Annotated in this window: 23 protein-coding genes and 1 tRNA gene; 3 read left to right on the top strand and 21 right to left on the bottom strand. The window is 66.1% G+C overall.

The genetic code is table 11. The annotated features are described in order from the left end of the window. Positions 1-4: 4 nt before the first annotated feature. The gene (locus B9B60_RS11480) at positions 5-1,207 is read right to left on the bottom strand and encodes an XRE family transcriptional regulator (RefSeq protein ID WP_165357936.1); all 1,203 of its coding nucleotides are present in this window, start codon (positions 1,205-1,207) and stop codon (positions 5-7) included. Between the two features lie 2 nt (positions 1,208-1,209). Continuing rightward, entirely contained in the window at positions 1,210-2,007 is a 798-nt protein-coding gene (locus B9B60_RS11475) for a hypothetical protein (protein WP_084451538.1), read from the bottom strand. 266 nt (positions 2,008-2,273) lie between these two features. Between B9B60_RS11475 and B9B60_RS11470 the strand changes: the two genes are divergently transcribed. Beyond that, the gene (locus B9B60_RS11470; protein WP_075866887.1) at positions 2,274-3,287 is read left to right on the top strand and encodes a DNA-processing protein DprA; all 1,014 of its coding nucleotides are present in this window, start codon (positions 2,274-2,276) and stop codon (positions 3,285-3,287) included. Here the strand turns inward: B9B60_RS11470 and B9B60_RS11465 are convergent. From B9B60_RS11465 to mobF, 3 genes are all read right to left on the bottom strand, one after another. Then, positions 3,207-3,602, bottom strand: a complete 396-nt coding sequence (locus B9B60_RS11465) for a recombinase family protein (RefSeq protein WP_075866888.1) — start codon at positions 3,600-3,602, stop codon at positions 3,207-3,209. The two genes, B9B60_RS11470 and B9B60_RS11465, sit on opposite strands and share 81 nt — an antisense overlap. Then, positions 3,602-3,976 (bottom strand): hypothetical protein, encoded by a 375-nt coding sequence (locus B9B60_RS11460; RefSeq protein ID WP_075866889.1) that lies wholly within the window; start codon positions 3,974-3,976, stop codon positions 3,602-3,604. Before B9B60_RS11460 ends, B9B60_RS11465 begins: the two co-directional genes overlap by 1 nt. A gap of 169 nt (positions 3,977-4,145) precedes the next feature. Further along, the gene (mobF, locus tag B9B60_RS11455) at positions 4,146-7,682 is read right to left on the bottom strand and encodes a MobF family relaxase (RefSeq protein WP_084451581.1); all 3,537 of its coding nucleotides are present in this window, start codon (positions 7,680-7,682) and stop codon (positions 4,146-4,148) included. A 267-nt stretch (positions 7,683-7,949) separates the two neighbouring features. On the opposite strand from mobF, the gene B9B60_RS16930 reads away from it, so the two are divergent. Continuing rightward, positions 7,950-8,156: a hypothetical protein gene (locus B9B60_RS16930; protein WP_129666707.1), complete on the top strand. Its 207-nt coding sequence runs from the start codon at positions 7,950-7,952 to the stop codon at positions 8,154-8,156. 594 nt (positions 8,157-8,750) lie between these two features. Continuing rightward, entirely contained in the window at positions 8,751-9,863 is a 1,113-nt protein-coding gene (locus tag B9B60_RS11450) for a DNA cytosine methyltransferase (protein WP_084451536.1), read from the top strand. Between the two features lie 65 nt (positions 9,864-9,928). Here B9B60_RS11450 and trxA read toward each other — a convergent pair whose 3' ends face one another. From trxA to B9B60_RS11370, 16 genes are all read right to left on the bottom strand, one after another. Beyond that, on the bottom strand, positions 9,929-10,252 hold the full coding sequence (gene trxA, locus B9B60_RS11445) for a thioredoxin (RefSeq protein WP_084451534.1): 324 nt from the start codon (positions 10,250-10,252) through the stop codon (positions 9,929-9,931). A 94-nt stretch (positions 10,253-10,346) separates the two neighbouring features. Further along, positions 10,347-10,961, bottom strand: coding sequence for a CueP family metal-binding protein (locus B9B60_RS11440; protein ID WP_075866891.1), 615 nt, complete (start codon positions 10,959-10,961; stop codon positions 10,347-10,349). Between the two features lie 121 nt (positions 10,962-11,082). Next, a complete protein-coding gene (locus B9B60_RS11435; protein ID WP_084451532.1) occupies positions 11,083-12,024 on the bottom strand; it encodes a cation diffusion facilitator family transporter in 942 nt (313 codons plus the stop codon). A gap of 2 nt (positions 12,025-12,026) precedes the next feature. Further along, complete coding sequence (locus B9B60_RS11430) at positions 12,027-12,416, bottom strand: ArsR/SmtB family transcription factor (protein ID WP_075866892.1); 390 nt, start codon at positions 12,414-12,416, stop codon at positions 12,027-12,029. A gap of 140 nt (positions 12,417-12,556) precedes the next feature. Next, a tRNA-Cys gene (locus B9B60_RS11425) sits at positions 12,557-12,630 on the bottom strand. 15 nt (positions 12,631-12,645) lie between these two features. Then, positions 12,646-13,164, bottom strand: a complete 519-nt coding sequence (locus B9B60_RS11420; RefSeq protein ID WP_075866893.1) for a carboxymuconolactone decarboxylase family protein — start codon at positions 13,162-13,164, stop codon at positions 12,646-12,648. Positions 13,165-13,177: 13 nt separating this feature from the next. Further along, the gene (locus tag B9B60_RS11415) at positions 13,178-13,543 is read right to left on the bottom strand and encodes an ArsR/SmtB family transcription factor (RefSeq protein WP_075866894.1); all 366 of its coding nucleotides are present in this window, start codon (positions 13,541-13,543) and stop codon (positions 13,178-13,180) included. Positions 13,544-13,584: 41 nt separating this feature from the next. Then, positions 13,585-14,274, bottom strand: coding sequence for a DUF8185 domain-containing protein (locus B9B60_RS11410; protein ID WP_075866895.1), 690 nt, complete (start codon positions 14,272-14,274; stop codon positions 13,585-13,587). Between the two features lie 52 nt (positions 14,275-14,326). Further along, positions 14,327-14,638 carry a metal-sensitive transcriptional regulator gene (locus tag B9B60_RS11405; protein ID WP_455429296.1) on the bottom strand — a complete coding sequence of 104 codons (312 nt, stop codon included), beginning with the start codon at positions 14,636-14,638 and terminating at the stop codon, positions 14,327-14,329. A gap of 4 nt (positions 14,639-14,642) precedes the next feature. Continuing rightward, entirely contained in the window at positions 14,643-16,544 is a 1,902-nt protein-coding gene (locus tag B9B60_RS11400) for a heavy metal translocating P-type ATPase (RefSeq protein ID WP_226283133.1), read from the bottom strand. 406 nt (positions 16,545-16,950) lie between these two features. Then, positions 16,951-17,562 carry a YdhK family protein gene (locus tag B9B60_RS11395; RefSeq protein ID WP_075866896.1) on the bottom strand — a complete coding sequence of 204 codons (612 nt, stop codon included), beginning with the start codon at positions 17,560-17,562 and terminating at the stop codon, positions 16,951-16,953. Positions 17,563-17,659: 97 nt separating this feature from the next. Then, positions 17,660-17,989 carry a ferredoxin gene (gene fdxA, locus B9B60_RS11390; protein ID WP_075866897.1) on the bottom strand — a complete coding sequence of 110 codons (330 nt, stop codon included), beginning with the start codon at positions 17,987-17,989 and terminating at the stop codon, positions 17,660-17,662. Further along, positions 17,986-19,263, bottom strand: coding sequence for an MFS transporter (locus tag B9B60_RS11385; protein ID WP_226283131.1), 1,278 nt, complete (start codon positions 19,261-19,263; stop codon positions 17,986-17,988). Before B9B60_RS11385 ends, fdxA begins: the two co-directional genes overlap by 4 nt. A 3-nt stretch (positions 19,264-19,266) precedes the next feature. Next, the gene (locus B9B60_RS11380; RefSeq protein ID WP_084451526.1) at positions 19,267-20,409 is read right to left on the bottom strand and encodes an FAD-dependent oxidoreductase; all 1,143 of its coding nucleotides are present in this window, start codon (positions 20,407-20,409) and stop codon (positions 19,267-19,269) included. Between the two features lie 47 nt (positions 20,410-20,456). After that, a complete protein-coding gene (locus B9B60_RS11375) occupies positions 20,457-20,810 on the bottom strand; it encodes a metal-sensitive transcriptional regulator (protein WP_084451524.1) in 354 nt (117 codons plus the stop codon). 66 nt (positions 20,811-20,876) lie between these two features. Continuing rightward, positions 20,877-21,128, bottom strand: a complete 252-nt coding sequence (locus B9B60_RS11370) for a YHS domain-containing protein (protein ID WP_075866898.1) — start codon at positions 21,126-21,128, stop codon at positions 20,877-20,879. Positions 21,129-21,166: the final 38 nt, after the last annotated feature.

The following is a 21,166-nucleotide window of genomic DNA, read 5'->3' as shown; positions in this document are numbered from 1 at the left end:
TCCCTTACTGATCACGAGCTTGAGGGCTCGCCTGGTTCAATCGTGGTAGTAGTGAGACGACCTTGCGCCCGTCGCTCGTTTTCTGCGCCGTTTGAGAGTCCAAGGCTTCCTCGGATGGAAGCGGAGTCCTTGCCGTCACCGTTCGGAAGAGCTCGGTCGGCACACGGCACTGTTCGACGAGATCGTGTTCGACAACGCCCTCTTGTCTGAGGAGCTCGATAGAGCGTGGCAGAAGGGAGGGGTGCTCTATTGTCGTGATGAGGCCGGGCTCACTGCGTCGCCATCCTCGTGACGACAGCGTCATCATCGCGTTGCGGTAGGAAACATCGTTCAGTCGACCAAGTCGACGTGCCCTGAAGAGAAGGGCCTGGATGCTCACGCCCCAGTGCTCTTTAAGTTTACCGAGGGCTACCCACGCAGCCCGGTTCATCGCCGACGGTAGTTCGTCTGCAATCTCCGCAGCTGGCATGAGGAGTTCTGATGCGAAGCGGTGTGCCTGTTCCTCGACAATGCGGCCGCCTGGTTCGGCGTCTGCGTGCATGACGAGGTGTCCAAGTTCGTGGGCGACATCGAAGCGCTGCCGATAGTAGTCTCGCTTAACGGGGTTCAACACCACGACCGGCCGCAGCCTGCTGTCGAAGGAATATGCGTCAACTGAAGCAGCTTGCTCAGGACTGAAAACAACGAGCACCCCGTGATTTTCTAGGGCGCGAACAAGGTGTCCAACGGAGCCAGCGTCCATACCCCATGCGCTTCTCAGCTCTCGGGCCGCCTCTTCCGGTGAATCATTGTCAAGTTCGTCAGTGTTTACTGGCGAGCTTGGAATATCTATCCCCGGGAACTCGACGTGGCGCTCAATCGATTCGGAAATGTCGAGAGCCACCTGTCCGTAGGCGAATGCCTGATCTCGTGCAAGTTGGCTAGTTGATCTCAGCGAGCGGAAATGCGGCAGTGCGCTGACTTTCGCGATGTCGTTCGGTCGCGCAGCGAAGAATCCGGGGTTTACAGATAGGCCGAGCGCAAGCTGAGCCACGGTGGCCGCCGTTGGGCGCTTGGCTCCAGTTTCCCATGCGGATACGGCGGTCGGGCTCTTATTGACTAATGATGCAAGCTGGCTCTTACGAAGACCGGCTAGATTACGTGCCAGGGTTAGGCGTGCGCCATCAAAGAAGACGGCGGCCGAGGCCGTGCGATCGGTATCGCTCACTCTCAGGCGTCCTTCCGGAGATCGTGGTGTTCGGCCGCGGGACGGCGCAGACGGACGGGAGCGTCAGGTGCATCCTCAGGACCTGTCGGCGCAGGCTTAGTCGGGCGGAGTCGACCACCGTCATCCGGCGGCAGCTGCAGTAGGTCGTGGCGCCAATACCAGGCCGAACCGCCCCCGGCGTTCAAGCGGGGCTGACCGATCGTCAACTCGCGGTTGCCATGGTCAGCTTCCAGTGAGTGAGCTACAACGAGGGTGCGCAGATCGAGTTGGGGTTCGGACACCGCAGTGGCGAGTCCAGCCTGTTCGTCTGCCGTGAAGTGGTCAAACAGCGTGGGCTGATCGGCGTACGTGCTGGGTTGCTGTGCGACTCGCTGCTTGGTCGGGCTCTTTTGGGGCCACGAAAGCCCGTCAAGCTTGCCGAACGGTGCGGAGGCGAGAAGCCAGCGGACTCCACCGTGCGCCCAGCCAGGGCTACCACTCAAGTTCGCCCGTGACACCAAGGTCGGATCGATGTCGGGAAGCGTCGCGATGTCGCGATCGGACAACTCAGCATGAAGCACATCTAGGCTCAGCTCGCCGTCGATGTTCTCAGGTACGGAATAGTTTCCGCAGGAGAAGACACGGTCAAGCCGGTCCCGGAGTAGCGTGAAACGGCTCACGCCGACCCACGTCGCATCATGGCCGGCCGCCGCGGAGTAGTCCGTAAGTACGCGCTCGGTCGCCGAGAGGTAAGCCCAGCGGATCGCCCCGAGTACACCAGTGTCGTTCAGCTCCGCAATCAGCTCATCTCGATCGATCATGTAACGAGTCTACACCCATAGGCAGTAAGCTTGGCCCCAGACTGAACCAGAGGCGTGTCTGACGGGCCGCACTAGCACCGCGCTGCCCTGCGAACCCGTGCGTGGCGGCTGGACCCGCCCCGTCGTTATCGCCGTCGACGCTCGCTGGCGAGAGTGTGGGGCAGAGCCTCCTGAGTAGCGTTTCGGCGCAGTTGCCGACGTCGGTCCGCGTGTGGGTTGCGGGGTGTCCTGGCCTACCTGCTCTCTAGCGATGAGAGGAGAGCGTGATGGATGGGCTCAGTGCGCTGGGGTTCAACGAACGGTACGGGCGCGTCGTTCTGGCGTCCCTGGTGGACCCTGGTGAGCCACTGACGGGTTGGGTGGTCTCGCAGGTCGGCGCGGCAGAGGCCGTGCGAGCGTTGACCGGTGATGGTCCGGCGCCGGCGCTGAACAGAGTCGAGGCGGACCTGTGGCGGGCGAAACGGAACCCGAACGTCGATGCCCGCACCGTGCAGGCCACGATGGTCGCCGCCGAGCGGCACGGGTACACCACGCTGATCCCCGGCGATCCGAACTATCCGACCTCGCTGGAAGACTTGGGCGAACGGGCACCGCTGGTGCTGTGGGCCAAGGGCGCGGAGTCGCTGCTGGGAACCCACGTCGGTGAACGGGCCACGATCACCGGGGCACGAGCCTCGACCGCCTACGGCGAACAGGTCGCCAGCGAAGTGGCCGCCGAGCTGGCACGTAACGAGATGGTCGTGGTCTCCGGTGGGGCGTACGGGATCGACGCTGCGGCGCACCGTGCGGCTCTCGCGGAGGGCGGTCACACGATCGCTGTGATGGCCGGCGGCGCCGACCGGCTCTATCCTCGCGGCAACGCCGACATGCTCGACCGCATCGGTGACGTGGGCCTGCGCATCAGCGAAGCGCCCCTGGGAGCACCGCCCTCGCGGACCCGGTTCCTGGCGCGGGCACGGATCGAAGCGGCGCTCTCGGGTTCCACAACGATCGTGGAGGCCGGCGCCCGCTCGGGCTCGCTGGTGACGGCCGAGCAGGCACGCCGCCTGGGCCGCCCTGTCGGCGCGGTGCCCGGCCCGGTGACCTCGGCGGCGAGCACGGGCACGAATCTGCTGCTGCGTGATGGCACAGCACGGGCGGTGACGAACGCACGCGATGTCACCACCCTACTGGACCGTGCCCCTACACAGAACAGGGAGTCAGCCGGCCTTGCCGGCCCTGATTCGTTTCGACATGCTCGCGGAAGCATCGAACGCGGCCATCACGGCCATGAGCTGTAGCTGGCTGGCCGACGCCACCGGTTGATCGCACAGATACAGCGTGATTCCCGCCGCCTCGAACTCGTCCACGAGCGCCCGGACGGCAGGGTAATGGCGACCCAGCCGGGCGAGGTTGATAGTGACGAGCACGTCGAACTCACCAGCTCGGGCACGGTCGAGCACCCGTTCCATCTCCGTCCGATCCCTTCCGACGTCGTAGACGATGTCGAGGACGGTGTATCCCTTCTCTCCGGCATGCCGGAGACATAGGGCCTGCTGGTACTCGCGGTGCTTGCGGTTCACGCTGGCGTTGGAGGTGTAGATGAGCGCTCGCATCAGGCCACCCCCGCCAGGTCCGCATCGGAGGTCTGAGCATGCTCGGGTGCTGGGGCGTGCTGCCTGCGGTTGCCGCGTTCGGCCAGGCGGGCACGCAGCAGCCAGGCGATGCCCAGCGGGCCGAGCCAGAGCATCTTGAACCCGTTCCAGATCGCCAGCAGCACGAGCAGATGCAGCCAGCCGGGGCCGCCGGTGTCGATGAGGTGGACGAACCAGACAGCGAGCAGGAAGTACGGGCCGGCCAGCAGCATTGCTGCCGGTCCCCACTTGTGGCCGCGCCGGGTACGGATGGCGTCGGCGAGGATGTTGGTGGGCATGTAGCAACGCAGGAAAAACCGGATGCGGATGCTGGCTGCGGCTATCAGCCGGAACATGATGGGCTCCTCTCAATCGCACGTTCGATGAACGAGACGGTGCGTTGAGAAAGGGCCCGGTGAGGGCCGACCGCGAACGGCCGAGTGAGCGAAATGAAACCCGCCTCTGCTGCCAGGATACGCCCGAACGGCGTGGACCGGAAGACGCCCGTGACCTCTACTCGCTGGCCTATAGGCCGAGGTCGCGGCCTTGCCGCTGGGCGACAGCGCGGTCCTGCTCGGGGCGGCCGGGCTTGGCTGTGAGGCGGCGCAGCGCGGTCTCGGCGCGGGCTCGATCGACCTTCTGCGCGTCGTTCTGCGCCGGTGGCCCAAGCGGGCTGGTGTCGGTGATCTGGTAGCGATCGCGGTAGGCGGCGACCACGCGGGCACTGGATCGCCACCGTCTCGCCGCCTTCTCCTCATCCGGTGTGGGGCCGAGTTTCCGGGTCCAGGGCTGCTTGTCGGTCAGGGCGGTGTCGAGGACGGCTGATGCTCGCTGCTCGATGAGCCGGTGGCGTTCATCGAGAGCCTGGCGCATCTGATCGGTCATCGGGCCATCGGCGCGGGCGATGAGACCAGCGATCAGCCGTGGGGCCACGCGAGCGCGGGCCGAGCCGGCCGTCTGGGCGGTGGCGCGGGCGAGCCGGTAGTGCAGCACCTTGGCGATGTCCTCGGCATCGTCGAACCCGCGAGCAGCCACCAGACGCGGAAACAGCCGGTCGATGTCGTGGTGGTTGGCCTCGGCCCGCCGGAGCTCGGCGGTCAGCGCACCGAAGGCATCGGAGACCAGCACCGAGTCGGCCTGTTCGTCATCGAGGCCGCTGTCACGGATGAGGGCGGCCCAGCGGTCCTTCTGCGCGGCGGCAGCGACGGTTTCGTATTCGGCTGCCAGTTGCGCGATCGAGCCCCAATGGTCCTGCTCGGCGGTGATCGTCTCGTGGGCGGACAGCTCGGCGCCGGAGTGCTGCACGACCCCGTAGAGCACGCTGCGCGAGCTCGCGTCGGGGTTGTCCGAGGGGTGGGGTTCGGTGTGGTCGTCGTCGGCGCGGTCGAGGATCACATAGGCCTGGTTGGACTGAGCGCCGCGGGTCATCGCGACGTAGAAGTTCTCCCGCGTGGTAGCAGGCTCGACCAGCACATGGGCGGTATCGACGGTCAGGCCCTGGGCGCGGTGGGCGGTGACGGCGTAGCCGAGGTCGACGTGCTCGGCGACATAGGAGGCTGGGAGCACGATGCTGCCGCCGGCCCGTTTACCGGGCTGGCGGATGGTGACCGATCCGTCCTCGCGCACGTCGGTGACCTTCCACCTGGCTCCGTTGCGGACCCAGTCCTTGCCGTTGCGTAGCCGGCGGTCGTTACGGCGGGTGATGATCAGGTCACCGACCCCGGCGCTGGTGCCATCGGTGAGGGTGACCTCGCGGCTGGGACTGATGGTGCCGTCCAGGATCAGGTCGGCGCGGGCACGAGCGTTGAGACTGATGACATCCTCGCGGGTCTCGGCGATCAGCAGCGAGGAGAGGCCTTGGTCGCGGTCGGCCCGCCAGGCCGCATACGCCGCGTCGATCATCGGCTCGGAGTCGCCGCCGGTGACCCGGCCGTGGTCGAGATAGGTGTCGATGACGTCGGTGCGTCCGTGGCGCAGGTCCAGTGAGGCGGTCTTCTCCCACTCGTGAGTGAAACGGTGGATGTCGACGAGCTCAGGAGCGTCGTCGCGCTCATGCACGAGCAGTCCGTAGGCGCCGCCGGCATCCACGGATTGGAGTTGGGCGTAGTCGCCGACCAGCAGCACTTTCGCCCCGGCCCGTTCGGCGACGTGGGTGAGCCGGTCCAGTGAGAGGGTGCCGGCCAGGGATGCCTCGTCGATGATCACCAGCTGCCCGGCATCGAAGGTCGTGCCGTGCATCAGGTGGTTCTGCCACCACTTCGCGGTGTTCTCGGTTGCGATGCCGAGGTCATCGGCCAGGGCCTGCGCGGCGACCGCCGAGGGCGCCAGCCCGATCACCGACCCGGTGCCGTGCTCGGCCTCCCACGCTCGGCGCAGCGCCGACATGGCGGTGGTCTTGCCCGCACCGGCCGGGCCGACCAGCAGATCGAGCATCCGCCCGGACACGGCGATCTGTTCGAGCGCGGCCGCTTGATCCGGCCCGAGCCGTCGACCGTAGGCGTCGGGCTTGGCGATGGTCTTCTCCACCGTCGCCAGTGGCACAGTGGGCGCTGACCGATCGCGGGTGCGGGCAAGGAGCCGGTCTTCGGCTTCGAGGAGCTGGGTCGAGGAGTAGACGGTGGAGTGTCGGGGACGAAACACCGAGGACCCGTCGTCACGTTGGAAGGCGACCGGGCTGGTCGCCAGCTCCGGCGGAGTCAGGCGCAGCGATCCCTGCTCGGCGGCATCGGCGATCATCGCGACGATCGCCTCGCGGTCCTCGGGCGAGGCGAACCGCCAGCCCATGGTCTGCCTGCTCGCCTCGGCGTGTAGGTTCCACCGGCGCCACGTCGCCCGCTTCTCACTCACCGTGGCCACCACCTCGCCTGCGAGCTCGGCCACCGTGTCCAGCGGGATGTCATCGGCCCGTAGCAGCATCGCCGCCGGGTTGTCGGTGACCGTGCGGGACCACTCGGTCGCGTCTGTGCCCAGCAGGCCGGTGGCGCGGGTGCGCCAGTCAGCGGTGAGGTCCGCCAGCGAGCGGACCTCTTTCTCGGGCCGGGTCGCCAGCGTGGCCTGTGCTCTGAGCTTGACGATCGTCCTGGCCGAGGGGCGGCGGCCGTGCTCGCTGACGAACGCCTCGATGAGCCGGTCGGTCTCGGCGTCGATGTCGCGTGAGCGGGTCGAGAACGCCTCGATCAACGACTCCGGCACACCGGCAATCTCCCATGCCGGGTTCCGGTCACGTCCCCGGTCGCGGGCCTCCCACTCGATCCCGAAACTGCGGGTGAGCCGGTCGGCCAGGATCGCGTTGTAGTGCTCGGATAGCGCGACCACAGCCGCGTGCATCGGCCGGCCATCGAGCGAGCGCCATCGGTCATCGAGCACCGTCTGGACCTTGTTCGACACGACCACATGCGTATGGAGCTGCGGGTCGCCGCCGCGGCTGTCGTAGTGATCGAACCCTGTGGCCAGCAGTCCCTTGACGTCGACCTGGGCGACCGCTCCGTCTCCGGCGGTCGTGCCGGTGCGGGTCGCGGCGACCTCGCGCTCCATCAGATCGAGCACATCGCCGATCGCCTCGTGGTGGGCTTGGGCGATGAGCGCCTGCGTACCGGCATCAGAGATACCCCACAGAACCGAGACAGACTTCGGCACCGAGAACGTGTAGTCGAACCCAGCCACCGGCCGGCGGACACGGCGGCTGCCTTCCTCGGTCTCGATCTCGGCGATCGCTGCATCCCGCGTCCCGAAATCCCACTCCTCTGGCAACGCATCGACTCGCGCCCTCACCCGCTCAGCCAGCGGCCGATAGGCCGGGAACGCCCGCCCCAACGGGTCTCCCGTCAGCGGGTCACGGCCCATCCCGATCAGCAGCTGCAACTGCGCCTCGGAGACCTGATCACCCGTCGCGAGCTGCCCGTCACCCAGGCCAGCGAGCCCGGACCCCAGCCATTGACCCGGCGGAGTTCCCTCCTCCGTGTAATACCTCGTCAACGGGGTCGACAGGCTCCGGTCACCATCGGCAGCCGCGATCGTGCGCAGCAGGTACCTATACCCGTCGCCCGCACTCATCACCCGCATCGAGACCGTCACGCCGACCAGGTGAACCAGGCACTCCGCACGACCTCGCCGCCGACTGTCGGTGGCGAGGTCGCCACCCCAACATGCGAGATGGCCATCGACACGGCTGTCTCGTGAGCGGTGAAGTGACGTGCATGTTGGTGGACGTGTTGCAGGTGACAGGGCTCCTTCGCGCTCTGGTGGTCGAGACGCCGATCGCGGGCGACGACGGTGCAACACGGTTCCCGCTGGGAGGTTTCGGCATCGAGTGGTCGGGAAGCAACCTGATTGCATTCCGCGCCCGCCATCGAGGCCGTAGTCCGCAACCCCATCGACGCGCAACTGGCCTCGCGGCTCGACGCCGGTGAGACCGTCCTGGTTGCAGGGCTCCTGCGACTGCTCAAAGCCAACGACACCGCATCGCGTCTCGACAGCGGTCTGGTCCTCGCACACGTCGAAATGGATGTACGGATCATCGGGGCGCCACTGCGATGAAGAAGGTCGACGATCACGAGCGGTGGTCACCTCGCGGTCCCGGCGACGAGGTGCTACTGGATGCCGAGTACCACGTCGATGACGACATCGGCCGACCAGCGGTACTGCGTCTGATCCCGCCATGGCCAGGCAGGGAGCAGGCTCATCTGTACGTTGAGGCCGAGACGGCTACCGGGGAAGTCTCCTTACTCATCGCCTGCTCCCCTGTCAGAGCTCGCGCTGTGGTGTGCCAGCACTACAGCAGCCAGGTTCATCGCCACCGGCGGCACCGACGACTTCACCGCCACCCTCGACGACCTCTGAACCGAAGTAGCGATAGCACTTTCGGAAGGTCAGCTTTGCATGCGGCTGGGCGTTCCCCCGCGATCTGCAAGAGGTGTGATCGCTCGGAACGGGAGCTTGGAACGATGAGCGACGACAGGCTCAAGTGGTGCCTCTCGACGGTCGGCAGACAGTTCAGGTGAACAGACGATGAGGGTGCTGATAGCTGGCCTTCTGATGGGTGAGGGCGAGCGAGCACCTGGCAGGTGACCTGCCTGACGAAGGACCCAGAACGGGGTTCGGAATCGGGCTCACCGACCCGCCGGAGCGCTCATGCACGACACACCTTCCAGCGATGATCGCCCGCCACGGATCGGGTCGCTGTTCAGCGGATATGGCGGCCTCGACCTCGCCGTCGAACACGCTACCGGCGGCCAAACGATCTGGTTCTCCGAGGTAGACACTCCTGTCGCTCGCGTCTTCACTCATCACTGGCCGGAAGCTCCCAATCTCGGTGACATTGCGGCCGTGGACTGGACCGCCGTTCCTGCAGTCGACGTGCTGATCGGAGGGTTCCCCTGTCAGGACGTCTCGACCGTCGGCAAGGGCGCGGGCCTCGCGCCCGGTACCCGCTCTGGTCTCTGGTCGTACATGGTCTCGGCCATCGAGGCGCTGCAACCCCGGCTCGTAGTAATCGAGAACGTGCGTGGCCTGCTCTCCGCAACCGCAACCAGACCCCAGAGACAAGGAGCAACCCGTGCCCGCAATCACGATGATGCAACCTCCGCACACGCAACCCCTCGCGACGTGGAACCCCGACCTCGGGTGCTGGGAGACGAGCCAGCTCGACCTCTTCGGGCACTCGGAGCCGTACTCGGCGATCTGGCCGACCTCCGGTATGACGCGCAATGGATCGGCCTACCCGAATCCCTGGCCGGCGCACCACACCACAGGTTCCGAGTCTTCATCACCGCACACCCCCAGAACCTTGTTTCGCACTCCGCTGGCTTCGGACTACTCCCGAGGCGGGGAAACGCTGGATCAAGTACGAGCCCGGCGGGGAACGATCGCCCTGTCTCACCAGGTCATCGACTTCGCCCTGCACGGACCGGATGGCTCACCGACCAACAGGAACGACTCGGAGACACTGTTCAACCTGATCGAGACCGTGTTCGCCGATGGGGACGTTACGCCGAGGCCATCGCACGATGGGAGCACATCACCGGACACGCCGCCCCTGCCCCCGCAGTTCTGAACGAGGACAGAGGGCCACGTCCGTCGCCGAAGTTCGTGGAATGGCTTATGGGTCTGCCAGCCGGATGGATCACCGATCCGATGGGTGAACTGACTGCAAATCAGCAGAAGACCGCCTTGGGTAACGGGGTCCTGCCACTTCAAGCGCTCGTTGCACTGCGCAGTCTTGCATTACGTATGCAACCACGCTGAGTCGGGCGACCATCAACTGCCGCGCAACGGTCGGCGGAGTTCGGGAACAGTTCGACGGCCGAGCCTCAGATAATGCCTTCGAGGCGTTGCTCGATCTGCGGCTTCGGCATCGCCCCGATGATCTCGCGCACGATCTCACCCTTGTCGAAGACCTTCATCGCAGGGATCGAACTGATGTTGTAGCGCGAGGCGATGTCGGGATTCTCGTCGACATTGAGCTTGGCGATGAGGAGCTTTCCATCCTGCTCGGCCGAAATCTGGTCCAGGACCGGCGCGATCGCACGGCACGGGCCGCACCAGGCCGCCCAGAAGTCCACGAGAACGGGAACCTCGCTCTGGAGCACAACCTCATCGAAGGTCTGGGTGTCGACGGTGATGACTTCGCTCATGGGACTGCTTTCCTTCCTGTTACACGTCGCGTGCGATAGACCGCACGCACACCACAACGCCCTACCCTGTGGGGGTATTCCCGTGGTGCTGGTTTCAGACCAGTCGCATCGTGGTCAGGCAGGTTTGCGCATCGTCGCCGACGGTCGAAAGTTCGGAGGTGGCGGTCTGGCCGTCGTGGGTGATCGAGATCGATGTCTCGATGCCTCGGGGCAGCCAGATCCCGACGAAGCCGTTGTCGAGGGTTCTCAACTCCTCGTCAACGATCGTCTCGCCGGTCGTCGCATCCGTCACCGTTACGGCCACGTCTGCGTTGCGCAGCTCACCCAGGCATCCGGTCGGGCTGTGGTAGTAGCAATCATGGGTCTGCGACCGATACGGGGCGACGGATACGTAGATCTCGTCACTGGGCAACCGCACCTCTGCCGTGCGTTCGTGCTGATCGGTGAGCGTGACCGTCTCCGCAGTGATCGACGTGGTCAAGGTCTCCGTGCGATCGTCCAGCGGGATCGCATCGAGCGTTTCGATCAGCTCCCGCACGTCGAGGCCGTCGAGGCCATTCTCGGCAAGGATCTCGGCTCCGCTGGCCGAGGTGACTGAGGGTGAGTCGTTGGCGGCCGTGCATCCGGTGAGCAGGAAAGCGCCGACCACGACGGTGATTGCAGCGGTTTTCTTCCCGCCGTACTTCGGGAATGACCTGAGGTTCTTCATGGGATTCCTTGTCGTGTCTGCCCGCGGTGCCAATTGGCCATAGTACCCCATAGGGGTAGTGCCTACCTGCGTGATGCGGAAGCGCCCCCGCCCGGTACGAGCCCGGGAGGGGGCGCTGCGTTCAGTCGTGCTTGCTGACTTCCGGTTCATGTTCGGCAATGTGCTCGGTCTCGATCTGGAAGGTCGAGTGATGGACGGAGACCTCGAAGTGTCCTGCGACGCAGTCTTTGATCTCTTGGAGCGTCTGGGCGGCATGACCGTCGGTGAAGCACTCGTCGTCGACGACGACGTGGGCGGTCAGGGTCGGTAGGCCGGTCGCCACAGTGGAGGCGTGCAGATCGTGGACATCCTGGACGTGGTTGAGTTCGAGGATGTGTGAGCGGACTTTGTCGAGGTCGAGGCCCTTAGGAGTGAACTCCATGAGGACGCTGGTGGTCTCGCGCATCAGCTTGAACGCGCGAGGCACGATCAGTGTGGCGATGAGCAGTCCGGCGATGGCATCGGCCTGCATGAACCCGGTCGTGGCGATGACGATCGCCGCGATGATCACTCCGAGCGAGCCGAGAGCGTCGTTGAGGACTTCGAGGAACGCGGCGCGCATGTTGAAGTTCGAACCGCGGCTGGAGGCGAGGATGGTGATGGCGATGATGTTCGCGACCAGGCCGATGATGCCGAAGATCAGCAGTTCGCTTGCGGGCACCTCCGGCGGCTCGAACAGTCGCCGGATGCCTTCGATGGCGGCGTACGTGCCCACCACCAGCAGCAGTGCCGACTGTCCGAGGGCTGCGATCACCTCGATACGCCGGAACCCCCAGGTGCGCTTGGAGTTGGCGGGCTTGAGCATCAGCGTCGCGGCGATCAGTGCGACCAGCAGGCCGGAGGCATCGGTGATGGCGTGGGCGGTGTCGGTCAGCAGCGCGAGGCTGCCGGTGATGACCGAGCCGATGGCCTGGGCGACGACGATCGTCGCGGTGATCGAGAATGCGATCCAGAGTTTCTTGCGGAAATCTCCGGGGTGCCCGGTCTCGCTAGCGGCGGGGCCGTGATTGTGTCCTGCGCCCATGTCTACTTCTTCTCCGTATCTGTCGCGTGGTGGATATGTGGGAGTCGCAGGTGCGTGCAGAGCAGGGCCTGCGTGCCGGTGGCATCGAGGAGGGATTCGGCAGCGGCGATGAGGGTACGCAGGAGCTCGGGCTGTGTCAGCGAGTACCAGGTGGAGCGCCCTTCCGGGCGCATCGTCGCCAGGCCGCACTCGACCAGGAAGCCGACATGTTTGCTCACCGTGGACTGGGCCAGGCCCATGTGCTCGACCAGATCGCGGACCCGGTGCTCACCCGAGGCGAGGTGCTGCACGATCGCCAACCTCGTCGGTTCCGCAAATGCCTGGAACAGGTGGGCGTACGCTGCCGTCGCCACCTCGTCGAGGGTTGCCCCCTCCTGTTGAATCATCGTCATAGGACGATCATATCGCTCTAGGGCGATATTGTCGAGTGTGATCTGTCGCTCGACGCGGAATGAAGCTCAGAGGTCCCGGCGCGCCCGAGGGTGGACTACCGGCCTCCTGCGACGCGTGTCCTATTGGACTCAGCGGAAAGTGGAGGTGCCTACGGGACTCGAACCCGTGTAAACGGTTTTGCAGACCGCTGCCTATCCTCTCGGCCAAGGCACCAAGTCGCCGGCGAGATCAGTCGCCCGGCGTGAGGCCGGCAACCAGGTTGAAGGCGCCGGTGAGAATGTTCAGCGACACGACCCCGACGACATCAGAGATCTCACGGTCGCAGTACCCGTATCCCCGAAGCTCGTCGATCTGCTCGTCGGTGATCGACGCAGGCTCACGGTAGACCTGGAGGCCGAGCGCGATCATCGCCGCGACCGGGCCGGTCATCGCCGTACCCTGCTGGGCGAGTGCGATCTCGTCATCGCTGACCCCGAGCGATCGTGCCGCGCTGATGTGCGAGGCCAGGCACATTCCGCATCCCTGCTGCGACTGCACGGCGATCGAAACGAGCTCGCTGACCTTGCGGTCGAGCTTGGCGCGACGCATGGCTTTGCTCAGCTGGAGATAACCGCCGAGCACCGCCGGGGAGTGCGCCATCGTCGAGACCATGTCTCCGACCTCGCCGTGCCGCTCGACGAGATCGCCGAGCAAGTCTCGTGAGGCCCCCACTGCGGTCTCAGGGGTCAATCGGGAAAAACGGGGCATGATGCCTCCTTCGTCAGTTCGGTCGCGAGTTCGAGGTGGGAGAACCCGCACGAATGCGTTCCTGCTGCTGATGCTCGGCATGGAAGATCGCAGCCTCAGCCAGCGCCCCGGCATGCACACCGGTCAATAGGTAGAAGTCGCCGGACTCGCGTCGCTGCCGACTCACAATCCCGGCCGACTCCAGACGGTCAAGCTCGTGGGAGGTCTGGTCGATGGGAAGGTCGACCATGTCCGCCAGGTGATTGGCAGAGGCCTCGATGTCGCGAATGGCGAGGATCATCTTCACTCGCACCGGATTCGCCAGCAACGCGAAGACTTCGACCGCCGCATCCAGGTGCGGTGTGTCATACGTGGCGTGCGCGTGTTCAGCCTCTCTCATAGTCACCAATCTTACCCATTACCCCTATGGGGTATCAAGTATCATCCGATTGGTGTGAAGGACTCGGAGACGCGTGGCCGGGTGCGGCGGATTGAGGTGAGGCCAGAGACGACGGGCCCGCGCAGGAGCACGTGTCCAGTCGGGAGGGTCAACCGCGTCCAACGGCCGGCGGTGGAGATCGCGGCCTCTCCTCCGGCGCTGAGGAACCCGAACACGTAGGCGGCGAACGCGACGCCTTGCGGCAGCGACGAGAGGGCTGTGTCCGGGGTGCCCCAGACCATGCCCCGGATCTTGCGGACGACATCGTCGCCGGGTTTGTCGGGAAGTGCTTGGGCGACGGCCTCGATGCCGGCACGGGCGCTACGCATCAGCGTCAGACTGGACACAACCGCAATGTGTCTCCACCCGTGTTGCGGGGGTTCGACGCTGGTCCAGGTGGGTGCCAGCGAGGTCTCCGGCAGTTCGAGGGCCAGGGGGTCGACGGTCGCGGTCAGGGTTTCGACGGTGACGTCGCACTGCAGCTCGGCGTCGGAGCGGAGCGTGCGAAGGACGAGGATCGTAGGGGTGCGGTCGAGCGGACCACGGGGCGTTAGCGCAGCCGCACTCATGCACAGCAGCCCGGCCGCGGCCTGCAAGCGCACGCCGTGGGCGCCGGCCCACGCGGCCCGTTGAGCGAAGGTGAGCGCATCGCGGGCGGACGGCGCGTCGGCGAGGATCAGGCGCGCTGGCATCGTGAGGGTTTGTGCCCGCCGTGTCCTGGAACGCGGCCGTCGGGGTCCGAGATCAGGAGCGCACGAGCCGGTTGATGGCGTCCGTGGCTTCCTGGATCTTCTCGACGGCCGCCTCGTCGCTGAGCTTCGCTGCATCGAGCACGCAGTGCTTGAGATGATCGTCGAGTAGACCGGTCGCGACCCCCTGGAGGGCGCGGGTCAGGGCGGATACCTGGGTGAGGATGTCGATGCAGTATTTCTCCTCATCGATCATCTTCGCGATCCCGCGGGCCTGACCCTCGATGCGCTTCATGCGGCCGAGGTAGCGCTCCTTGTCGCTGATGTATCCGTGCTGATGAGGATCAGTGTCGACAGACATGGGCATGTCCTTACTTCTGGCGTTCCAGGACGGAACGCGTGCTGGCTTCGGGTGTGAGGTCGATGCGCCGCAGGAGTTGGGCGTTGAGCGCAACCACCACGGTGGAGGCCGACATCAGGATCGCGCCGATCGACATTGGCAGGACGAATCCCACCGGTGCCAGGATACCGGCCGCAAGCGGCACGGAGATGAGGTTGTAGCCGGCTGCCCACCACAGGTTCTGCTTCATCTTGCCGTATGCGCGTCGTGAGAGCTGGATGATCGAGAGCACCGACCGGGGGTCGGAGCTGGCGAGGATGACCCCGGCCGAGGCGATGGCGACGTCGGTGCCGGCGCCGATCGCGATGCCGACGTCGGCCTGGGCCAGTGCCGGGGCGTCGTTGACGCCGTCGCCGACCATGGCGACCTTCTTGCCCTCGTGCTGCAATTGGGCGACCTTGGCGGACTTGTCCTCGGGGCGGACGCCGGCGAAGACGCGGTCGATGCCGAGCTCCTTGCCGACCTCGTTCGCCACTGCCTCGGCGTCGCCGGTGATCATGACGACCTCGACGCTCAGGGCGTGGAGGGCGTCGACGGCGTCGCGGGATTCGGGGCGGACCTCGTCGGCGAGCTTGAGGCCGCCGACCACCTGGCCGTCGCGGAGGACGTGCAGGATGATCGCGCCCTCAGAGCGCCATTCCTCGGCTGTGCCGACCTCGTCCTGGCCGGTCTCCTCAAGCAGCCGGGGGCCGCCGACGCGGACCTCCTGGCCGGCGACGGTCGCGGTGACTCCGACGGCGGGCGAGGATGAGAAGCCGCTGGCCTGCTGAAGGGCGAGTCCCTTGTCCTTGGTGGCGGTGACGATGGCCTTGGCGAGCGGGTGCTCGCTGTCGGCCTCGGCCGAGGCCGCGAGGGCGAGGACCTGGTCGGCGTCGAGGTCGCCGGTCGGTTCGACGCCGGTGACGGTGGGCTCGCCCTTGGTCAGTGTGCCGGTCTTGTCGAAGAGCACTGCGTCGACCTGCCGCATGGACTCCAGGGCGAGGCGGTCCTTGACCAGCACGCCGCCGCGGGCGGCGCGCTCGGTGGCGATGGAGACCACGAGCGGGATCGCCAGGCCGAGGGCGTGGGGGCAGGCGATGACGAGCACGGTGATTGTACGGACCACGGCCTCGTCGGGCATGCCGATGAGCGTCCAGACGACTGCGGTGACCAGCGCCGCGCCGAGGGCGAACCAGAACAGCCAGGCCGCGGCCTTGTCGGCGATCCGCTGGGCGCGGGAGGAGGAGTTCTGGGCCTCGGTGACGAGCCGGTTGATGCCGGCCAGGGCGGTGTCGTCGCCGGTGGCGGTGATTTTCACCCGCAGGCCGGAGTCCGTGGCGACGGTGCCGGCAGTGACTGTCTCGCCCTCGCCCCGAGAGACCGGGCGGGACTCGCCGGTGATCATGGACTCGTCCATGTCGGCGCGGCCGTCGACGATGGTGCCGTCGGCCGGGACGCTGCCGCCGGGACGCACGATCACGACGTCGCCCACGTCGAGGTCGGCTGGGGCCACCTTAACGACGTTCTCGCCCTCAACGCGCTCGGCCTCGTCGGGCAGCAGTTCCGCCAACGAGTCGAGCGCCGAGGTGGTCTGGGCCAGGGAGCGCATCTCGATCCAGTGGCCCAGCAGCATGATCACGATCAGCAGCGCCAGCTCCCACCAGAACTCCAGCTCGTGATGGACGAGCCCGAGGGTCGCGGCCCAGGAGGCGAAGAAGGCCACCGTGATCGCCAGAGCGATGAGCAGCATCATCCCGGGCTTGCGGGACTTCAACTCGCTGACTGCGCCGGTGAGGAAGGGCCTGCCGCCCCAGACGTACATGACGGTGCCCAGTACCGCGGCGACCCAGCCCGCCCAGCCGGGGACCTCGTAGCCCAGCAGCATGGCGAACATCGGCGAGAGGGTGACCGCGGGGATGGCGATGACGAGGTTGATCCAAAACAGCCGGCGGAACTGGCCAACGTGATCACCGTGACCGCCATGGCCGCTGTGATCTCCGTGGCCACCGTGCTGGGCGTGCTCACCGTGGCCGCCGTGCTCGTCGAGGCCCGTGTGGTCTGAGTGCTGCCCGTGGTCCATGGCGTGGCCCTGGTGCCCGGTGTGCTGACCCTCGCGCGTGCCGTGCGCCTCCGCCGAGGCGTGCGCGGACACAGACCCGTGGTGATGCTCGCCGTGAGCGGGTGCATCGGTTCCGTGACCGTGGTGCTGGTGTGAGTTCGGGTCCGTCATCGTTCCCCTCCTCCGTCATCGAGCCATGCCGATTGCCGCTCACCCGGTCGCCGGGCAAGCGAACGTCGGCTCAGGACGCTGGTTGGATCTCGCTCTCGACGACCCACTTGTGGTTCGTCATCTTCATGCCGTCCGTCTCGTAGTCGACCATGTAGACCGTCTCATCGGTGGACGAAGCGATGGTGGCCGTCGCACCCTCCATGCCCTCCATGTGCTCGGCGAGCAGCGTCACCTCTGTGCCATCGGCCAGGCGCTCGTCGCCGGCATCCTCGATTTCTTCCTGCACGACCCACTTGTGGTCCGTGACGGGGGCGCCGCCACCTGCGGGCGTGTAGTTCACGGAGTACGTGTACGTGTCGAATGCGCCGGAGATCGTCGCCGTCGCACCGTCCATGCCTTCCATGTGGTCGGCCGTGAGCTGTACCTCTGTGCCGACCGGGTAGGCGGGGTCGCTGGCTTCGGCGATACCCTCGGGTGCCGGTCCGCCGTCCATCGGGTGCTCCATCGAGTGATCCATCTCCTCATCACCGCTTTCTGCGTTGTCGCCGCCGTGGCCCTGATGCTCCTCAGTAGCCGAAGGGTCGGCCTGCTGGTCTTCGTCTGCTCCGCTGCCGCAACCGGCGAGCACGAGTGTCACTCCGAGCGCTCCTGCTGCCAGCCCTGCTCGCAGTCTCCTCTGCATGTCAGCTCCTTTCATCAACATGCCTACCTTATACCCCCAGGGGGTACTAGTCAAGGATCGCGCGTTGTACCGGTGTGGATAGATCGAATTGTCCTTCTCAGAGGGACTGCTCATGTTGGATGGGCAATGCGGCGATGAGGGGATGGTCGAAGCCCGCCGGTCCGATCTTCGCGGCTCCACCGGGAGAACCCAATTCGTCGAAGAACTCGACGTTGGCCTTGTAGTAATCAGACCATTCGTCGGGCAGGTCGTCTTCGTAGTAGATGGCCTCGACGGGACAGACCGGTTCGCAGGCTCCGCAGTCAACGCATTCGTCGGGATGGATGTAGAGCGAGCGTTCGCCCTCGTAGATGCAGTCGACAGGACATTCGTCGATGCAGGCGCGGTCCTTGACGTCCACGCAGGGAAGCGCGATCACATAGGTCATGGCTGCTCTTCTCGGTCGGGTGCGGATCGGCGGTGAGAGTCAGTGGGAGGCTCGGGGAGGTCGTCAGTCTCTGCCGGGCCTGCGACCGCCTGCGGGATGCGCAGGCGCAGGACGGTGGCTGCAAGGCTGAGGGCGATGATGATCGCACCGAGGATTGTCATGGTTCCTGACAGGGTGAGCACCGGCACGAGCAACCCGGCGACAATGGTGGGCACACCGAATGCGAGGTAGGCGACCGTGTAGATCACAGCCATCACGGCGGCGCGTTCCGACGATGCCGTGTGGGGCATGAGTGTGCGCAGCACCCCGAGGAACGCTGTGCCGAACCCGGAACCGACGATCGCGACCGACGCGACGTAGGCCGGGTAGGAACCGAGTGCGAGGGCGCCGATGCTCACTGCGGTGCCGAATGCCAGGGCGCTGGTCGCATACAGGCTGATGGTGCGGGCGGAACGCCGCTGCAGGACGGACGAGGCGGTGACTCCGGAGATCGCCAGTGCGAAGATGACGATGCCCGCGTGGGTGTGCGTGGAGCCCCCGAGCTCACTGCCGACGAGGCCGGCTCCGAGCGCGAGGAAGAGTCCGTTGGTCGCCCACCCAGCGATGATCGCGGGCACACCGGCGGTGAACATGCGGCGCAGGTGCGGTGGCACGGTGAACCGCGGGCGGAGGTCGCCACGTCGTAACCGGGTCTTGGGGACCAATTCCGGTGTGATCCACACCGTCGCTGCCACGATGAGGAAGGCGAGCACGAGCAGGCCGAAGACCGCAGCTGTCGGTTCGGGGGTGAGATCGAGGAGAAGCGCAGCACCGAGTGCCCCGGTCCCGAGACCGATCATCGGCCCGATCGTGTTCCACAGGGCTGCGATGTTCGGATGCGACGGCGGCTCGAAGTCGATCATCATCGCCGACAGGGCCGGGATGAGCAGACCCGCTGCGAGCCCTTGCAGAGCGCGTGCGACCAGGAGTGTCGCGAGGCCGCCGGCGAACCAGAACATGGCCAGGCTCAGTGCCAGCGCCAGGGAACCGGCGGTTACGACCGGACGTCTGCCGATGTAATCGGAGAGCGGTCCGAGGTAGAGCAGCGCGGCCAGGAGGGTGAAGGTGTAGACCGCGAATACGAATGTGGTGGCGACGGGAACGAGCTCGAGCCGTTCGGCGATCTGGGGGTAGAACAACGACGGCGCGCTGGCAGCCGCCATCATGAGAATGGTCGCTGCCAGCGAGAGCAGGAAGCCCCGCCGTGGGATCTGCCTGGTACAGTCTCCCGCCATCGCCTAGGCCTGCACGCCGTGGAGCTGCTGTCCCCACTGGTAGACGGTGCCGACCGCGTCGATGCCGGTGACGCCGACGACCATACCGTCGGTCTCGTGGCGGACGATGAACTCCTCGCCGGCTTCCAGGTAGGTGTTTGTGCCGGCCGTGTACCCGACTCCGGAGATCATCTGACCGTAGACCATCGCCATGTAGGGGCTGCGTGGCAGGTAGGTGCTCGGATCGTCGCTGATGCCGAGGTCGTGCAATGCGGCCTGTGCGGCGTGCGCACCCTGCGCGGCGGCGTCTTCCCAATGGTCGATGCGCCAGGCGCCCAGTGCTTCGTCGTGATGCGTGGCCACACCTCCAGCGGCGTAGACGTGGTCTGCTGCGGCGCGGAGGTGATCGTCGACGTCGATGCCGTTCGTCCACGGTGACGGGGCTGCGGGCGTCGTGCCGAGCGCAACGAGGAGGAAGTCGGCCACAATAGGATCGCCGTCGTCGAGGGTGATGGCGACACCGGATTCTGTTTCGTCGACATGCTGGAGAGTGCGACCGAATCGAGTCTGCACCTTGGCGGCATGGTCGGCGGCGAGGCGTTCAGCCACGGGCGCCCCAAACGCTCCGATGCCGGGAACGGAACTGCGAGAGACCAGCGTGACCATGTGTCCGTCGGCTTGCAGCGACGAGGCGGTCTCGGCTGCGATGATTCCGCCGCCGTAGATCGCCACGCGCGCCGGCCGTCCCAGGCCGGTCAGCAACTTTCGGATGCCGAGGGCATCCTCCACGGAGTGAAGAGCGGTGACCCTCCCTTGTCCGGCGTCGTCGCCGAACACGTCAGCGGGCAGGGAACGGGGCATGCTCCCGGTCGCGACGATGAGCGCGTCGTAGGAGACCTGTGCGCCGGAGGTCAGCCGGACCTGCTTCGCCGAGGTGTCGACTTCGAGCACGGTGTCGGCGATGACCTCGATCTGAGGCAGCGGGAGCTTGATCATCTCCGGCGGTGTCGGACCGAACGCGATTCCCTTGATGAGCATCCGCGTATAGGGCGTCTCCCCGGTGCGGGTCACCAGCGTCACCCGGACATCGTCGCGTGAGGCGAGAGTGCGGGTGGCTGCGGCCCCGGCTGCTCCCGAGCCGAGGATGAGGACGTGCTGGGTGGTCATAGAGGAACTCCTGGGCTGCTGGTCGTGGTCGAACTGGTGCGTCGGCGTCAGGAGCGAACGAGGCGGGCGATGGCCTCGGATGCCTCGCCGAGCCTCTGCTCGCTGACTGGTCCGCCGGCGACTGCGGCGTCGAGGACGCAATGCTTGAGGTGATCGTCGAGCAGGCCGAGGGCGACGTTCTCGAGTGCCCTGGTGGCTGCGGAGATCTGGGTGAGGATGTCTATGCAGTAGCGGTCCTCGTCGACCATCCGATCAATGCCGCGGATCTGGCCTTCGAGGCGTCGCAGGCGATTGCGGTACTTCGTCTTGTCGCTGATGTATCCGTGGTCGGACGCGTCGCCGTCGCCTCCTGCGGGGTAGGTGTCGAGGTGGGTTTCGGTGGTGGGGGTCGTAGTGGTCATGTCGGTTCGCTCCGATCAGGTGGCGGGGTGCCGCAGCGGTGCCGCGGCACCCCGCACGCTGGTGGATTACGCCATGTTGGCGGCGTACTTGGCCGGATCCGAATCGAACGCGGGGCCGCAGCCGGCGCAGCAGAAGTAGTAGCGCTCGCCGTCGAAGTCGCGGTAGAGTCCGGCGGCTTCGGCGGTCTTCTTGCTGACCGGGGTTCCGACCATGACCGGGCAGGTGGTCATGTCATCGGCTCCCCCGCCGAGCAGGTTCTCGCGTCCACCGTTCTCGGCGGCGGGGTTAGTCTCGTTCGTGCTGCAGCAGCTGCTCATTCTCTGGTGTTCCTTCGTTGTTGGATTCGTGTGGATGG

Origin of the sequence: Janibacter indicus (genome assembly GCF_900176385.1) — a bacterium.
Lineage (GTDB): Bacteria > Actinomycetota > Actinomycetes > Actinomycetales > Dermatophilaceae > Janibacter > Janibacter indicus.
Note: the sequence above shows the minus strand (reverse complement) of the source record. Positions and strands in the feature narration are given on the sequence as shown.

Bases quoted from the DNA above. Each gene is read 5' to 3' on its own strand.
- B9B60_RS11475 (WP_084451538.1), bottom strand. From the start codon at position 2,007: ATGATCGATCGAGATGAGCTGATTGCGGAGCTGAACGACACTGGTGTA.
- B9B60_RS11470 (WP_075866887.1), top strand. From the start codon at position 2,274: ATGGATGGGCTCAGTGCGCTGGGGTTCAACGAACGGTACGGGCGCGTC.
- B9B60_RS11465 (WP_075866888.1), bottom strand. From the start codon at position 3,602: ATGCGAGCGCTCATCTACACCTCCAACGCCAGCGTGAACCGCAAGCAC.
- B9B60_RS11460 (WP_075866889.1), bottom strand. From the start codon at position 3,976: ATGTTCCGGCTGATAGCCGCAGCCAGCATCCGCATCCGGTTTTTCCTG.
- mobF (WP_084451581.1), bottom strand. From the start codon at position 7,682: ATGCGGGTGATGAGTGCGGGCGACGGGTATAGGTACCTGCTGCGCACG.
- B9B60_RS11450 (WP_084451536.1), top strand. From the start codon at position 8,751: ATGCACGACACACCTTCCAGCGATGATCGCCCGCCACGGATCGGGTCG.
- trxA (WP_084451534.1), bottom strand. From the start codon at position 10,252: ATGAGCGAAGTCATCACCGTCGACACCCAGACCTTCGATGAGGTTGTG.
- B9B60_RS11440 (WP_075866891.1), bottom strand. From the start codon at position 10,961: ATGAAGAACCTCAGGTCATTCCCGAAGTACGGCGGGAAGAAAACCGCT.
- B9B60_RS11435 (WP_084451532.1), bottom strand. From the start codon at position 12,024: ATGGGCGCAGGACACAATCACGGCCCCGCCGCTAGCGAGACCGGGCAC.
- B9B60_RS11430 (WP_075866892.1), bottom strand. From the start codon at position 12,416: ATGACGATGATTCAACAGGAGGGGGCAACCCTCGACGAGGTGGCGACG.
- B9B60_RS11420 (WP_075866893.1), bottom strand. From the start codon at position 13,164: ATGCCCCGTTTTTCCCGATTGACCCCTGAGACCGCAGTGGGGGCCTCA.
- B9B60_RS11415 (WP_075866894.1), bottom strand. From the start codon at position 13,543: ATGAGAGAGGCTGAACACGCGCACGCCACGTATGACACACCGCACCTG.
- B9B60_RS11410 (WP_075866895.1), bottom strand. From the start codon at position 14,274: ATGCCAGCGCGCCTGATCCTCGCCGACGCGCCGTCCGCCCGCGATGCG.
- B9B60_RS11405 (WP_455429296.1), bottom strand. From the start codon at position 14,638: ATGCCCATGTCTGTCGACACTGATCCTCATCAGCACGGATACATCAGC.
- B9B60_RS11400 (WP_226283133.1), bottom strand. From the start codon at position 16,544: ATGTTCGCCATGCTGCTGGGCTACGAGGTCCCCGGCTGGGCGGGCTGG.
- B9B60_RS11395 (WP_075866896.1), bottom strand. From the start codon at position 17,562: ATGCAGAGGAGACTGCGAGCAGGGCTGGCAGCAGGAGCGCTCGGAGTG.
- fdxA (WP_075866897.1), bottom strand. From the start codon at position 17,989: ATGACCTATGTGATCGCGCTTCCCTGCGTGGACGTCAAGGACCGCGCC.
- B9B60_RS11385 (WP_226283131.1), bottom strand. From the start codon at position 19,263: ATGGCGGGAGACTGTACCAGGCAGATCCCACGGCGGGGCTTCCTGCTC.
- B9B60_RS11380 (WP_084451526.1), bottom strand. From the start codon at position 20,409: ATGACCACCCAGCACGTCCTCATCCTCGGCTCGGGAGCAGCCGGGGCC.
- B9B60_RS11375 (WP_084451524.1), bottom strand. From the start codon at position 20,810: ATGACCACTACGACCCCCACCACCGAAACCCACCTCGACACCTACCCC.
- B9B60_RS11370 (WP_075866898.1), bottom strand. From the start codon at position 21,128: ATGAGCAGCTGCTGCAGCACGAACGAGACTAACCCCGCCGCCGAGAAC.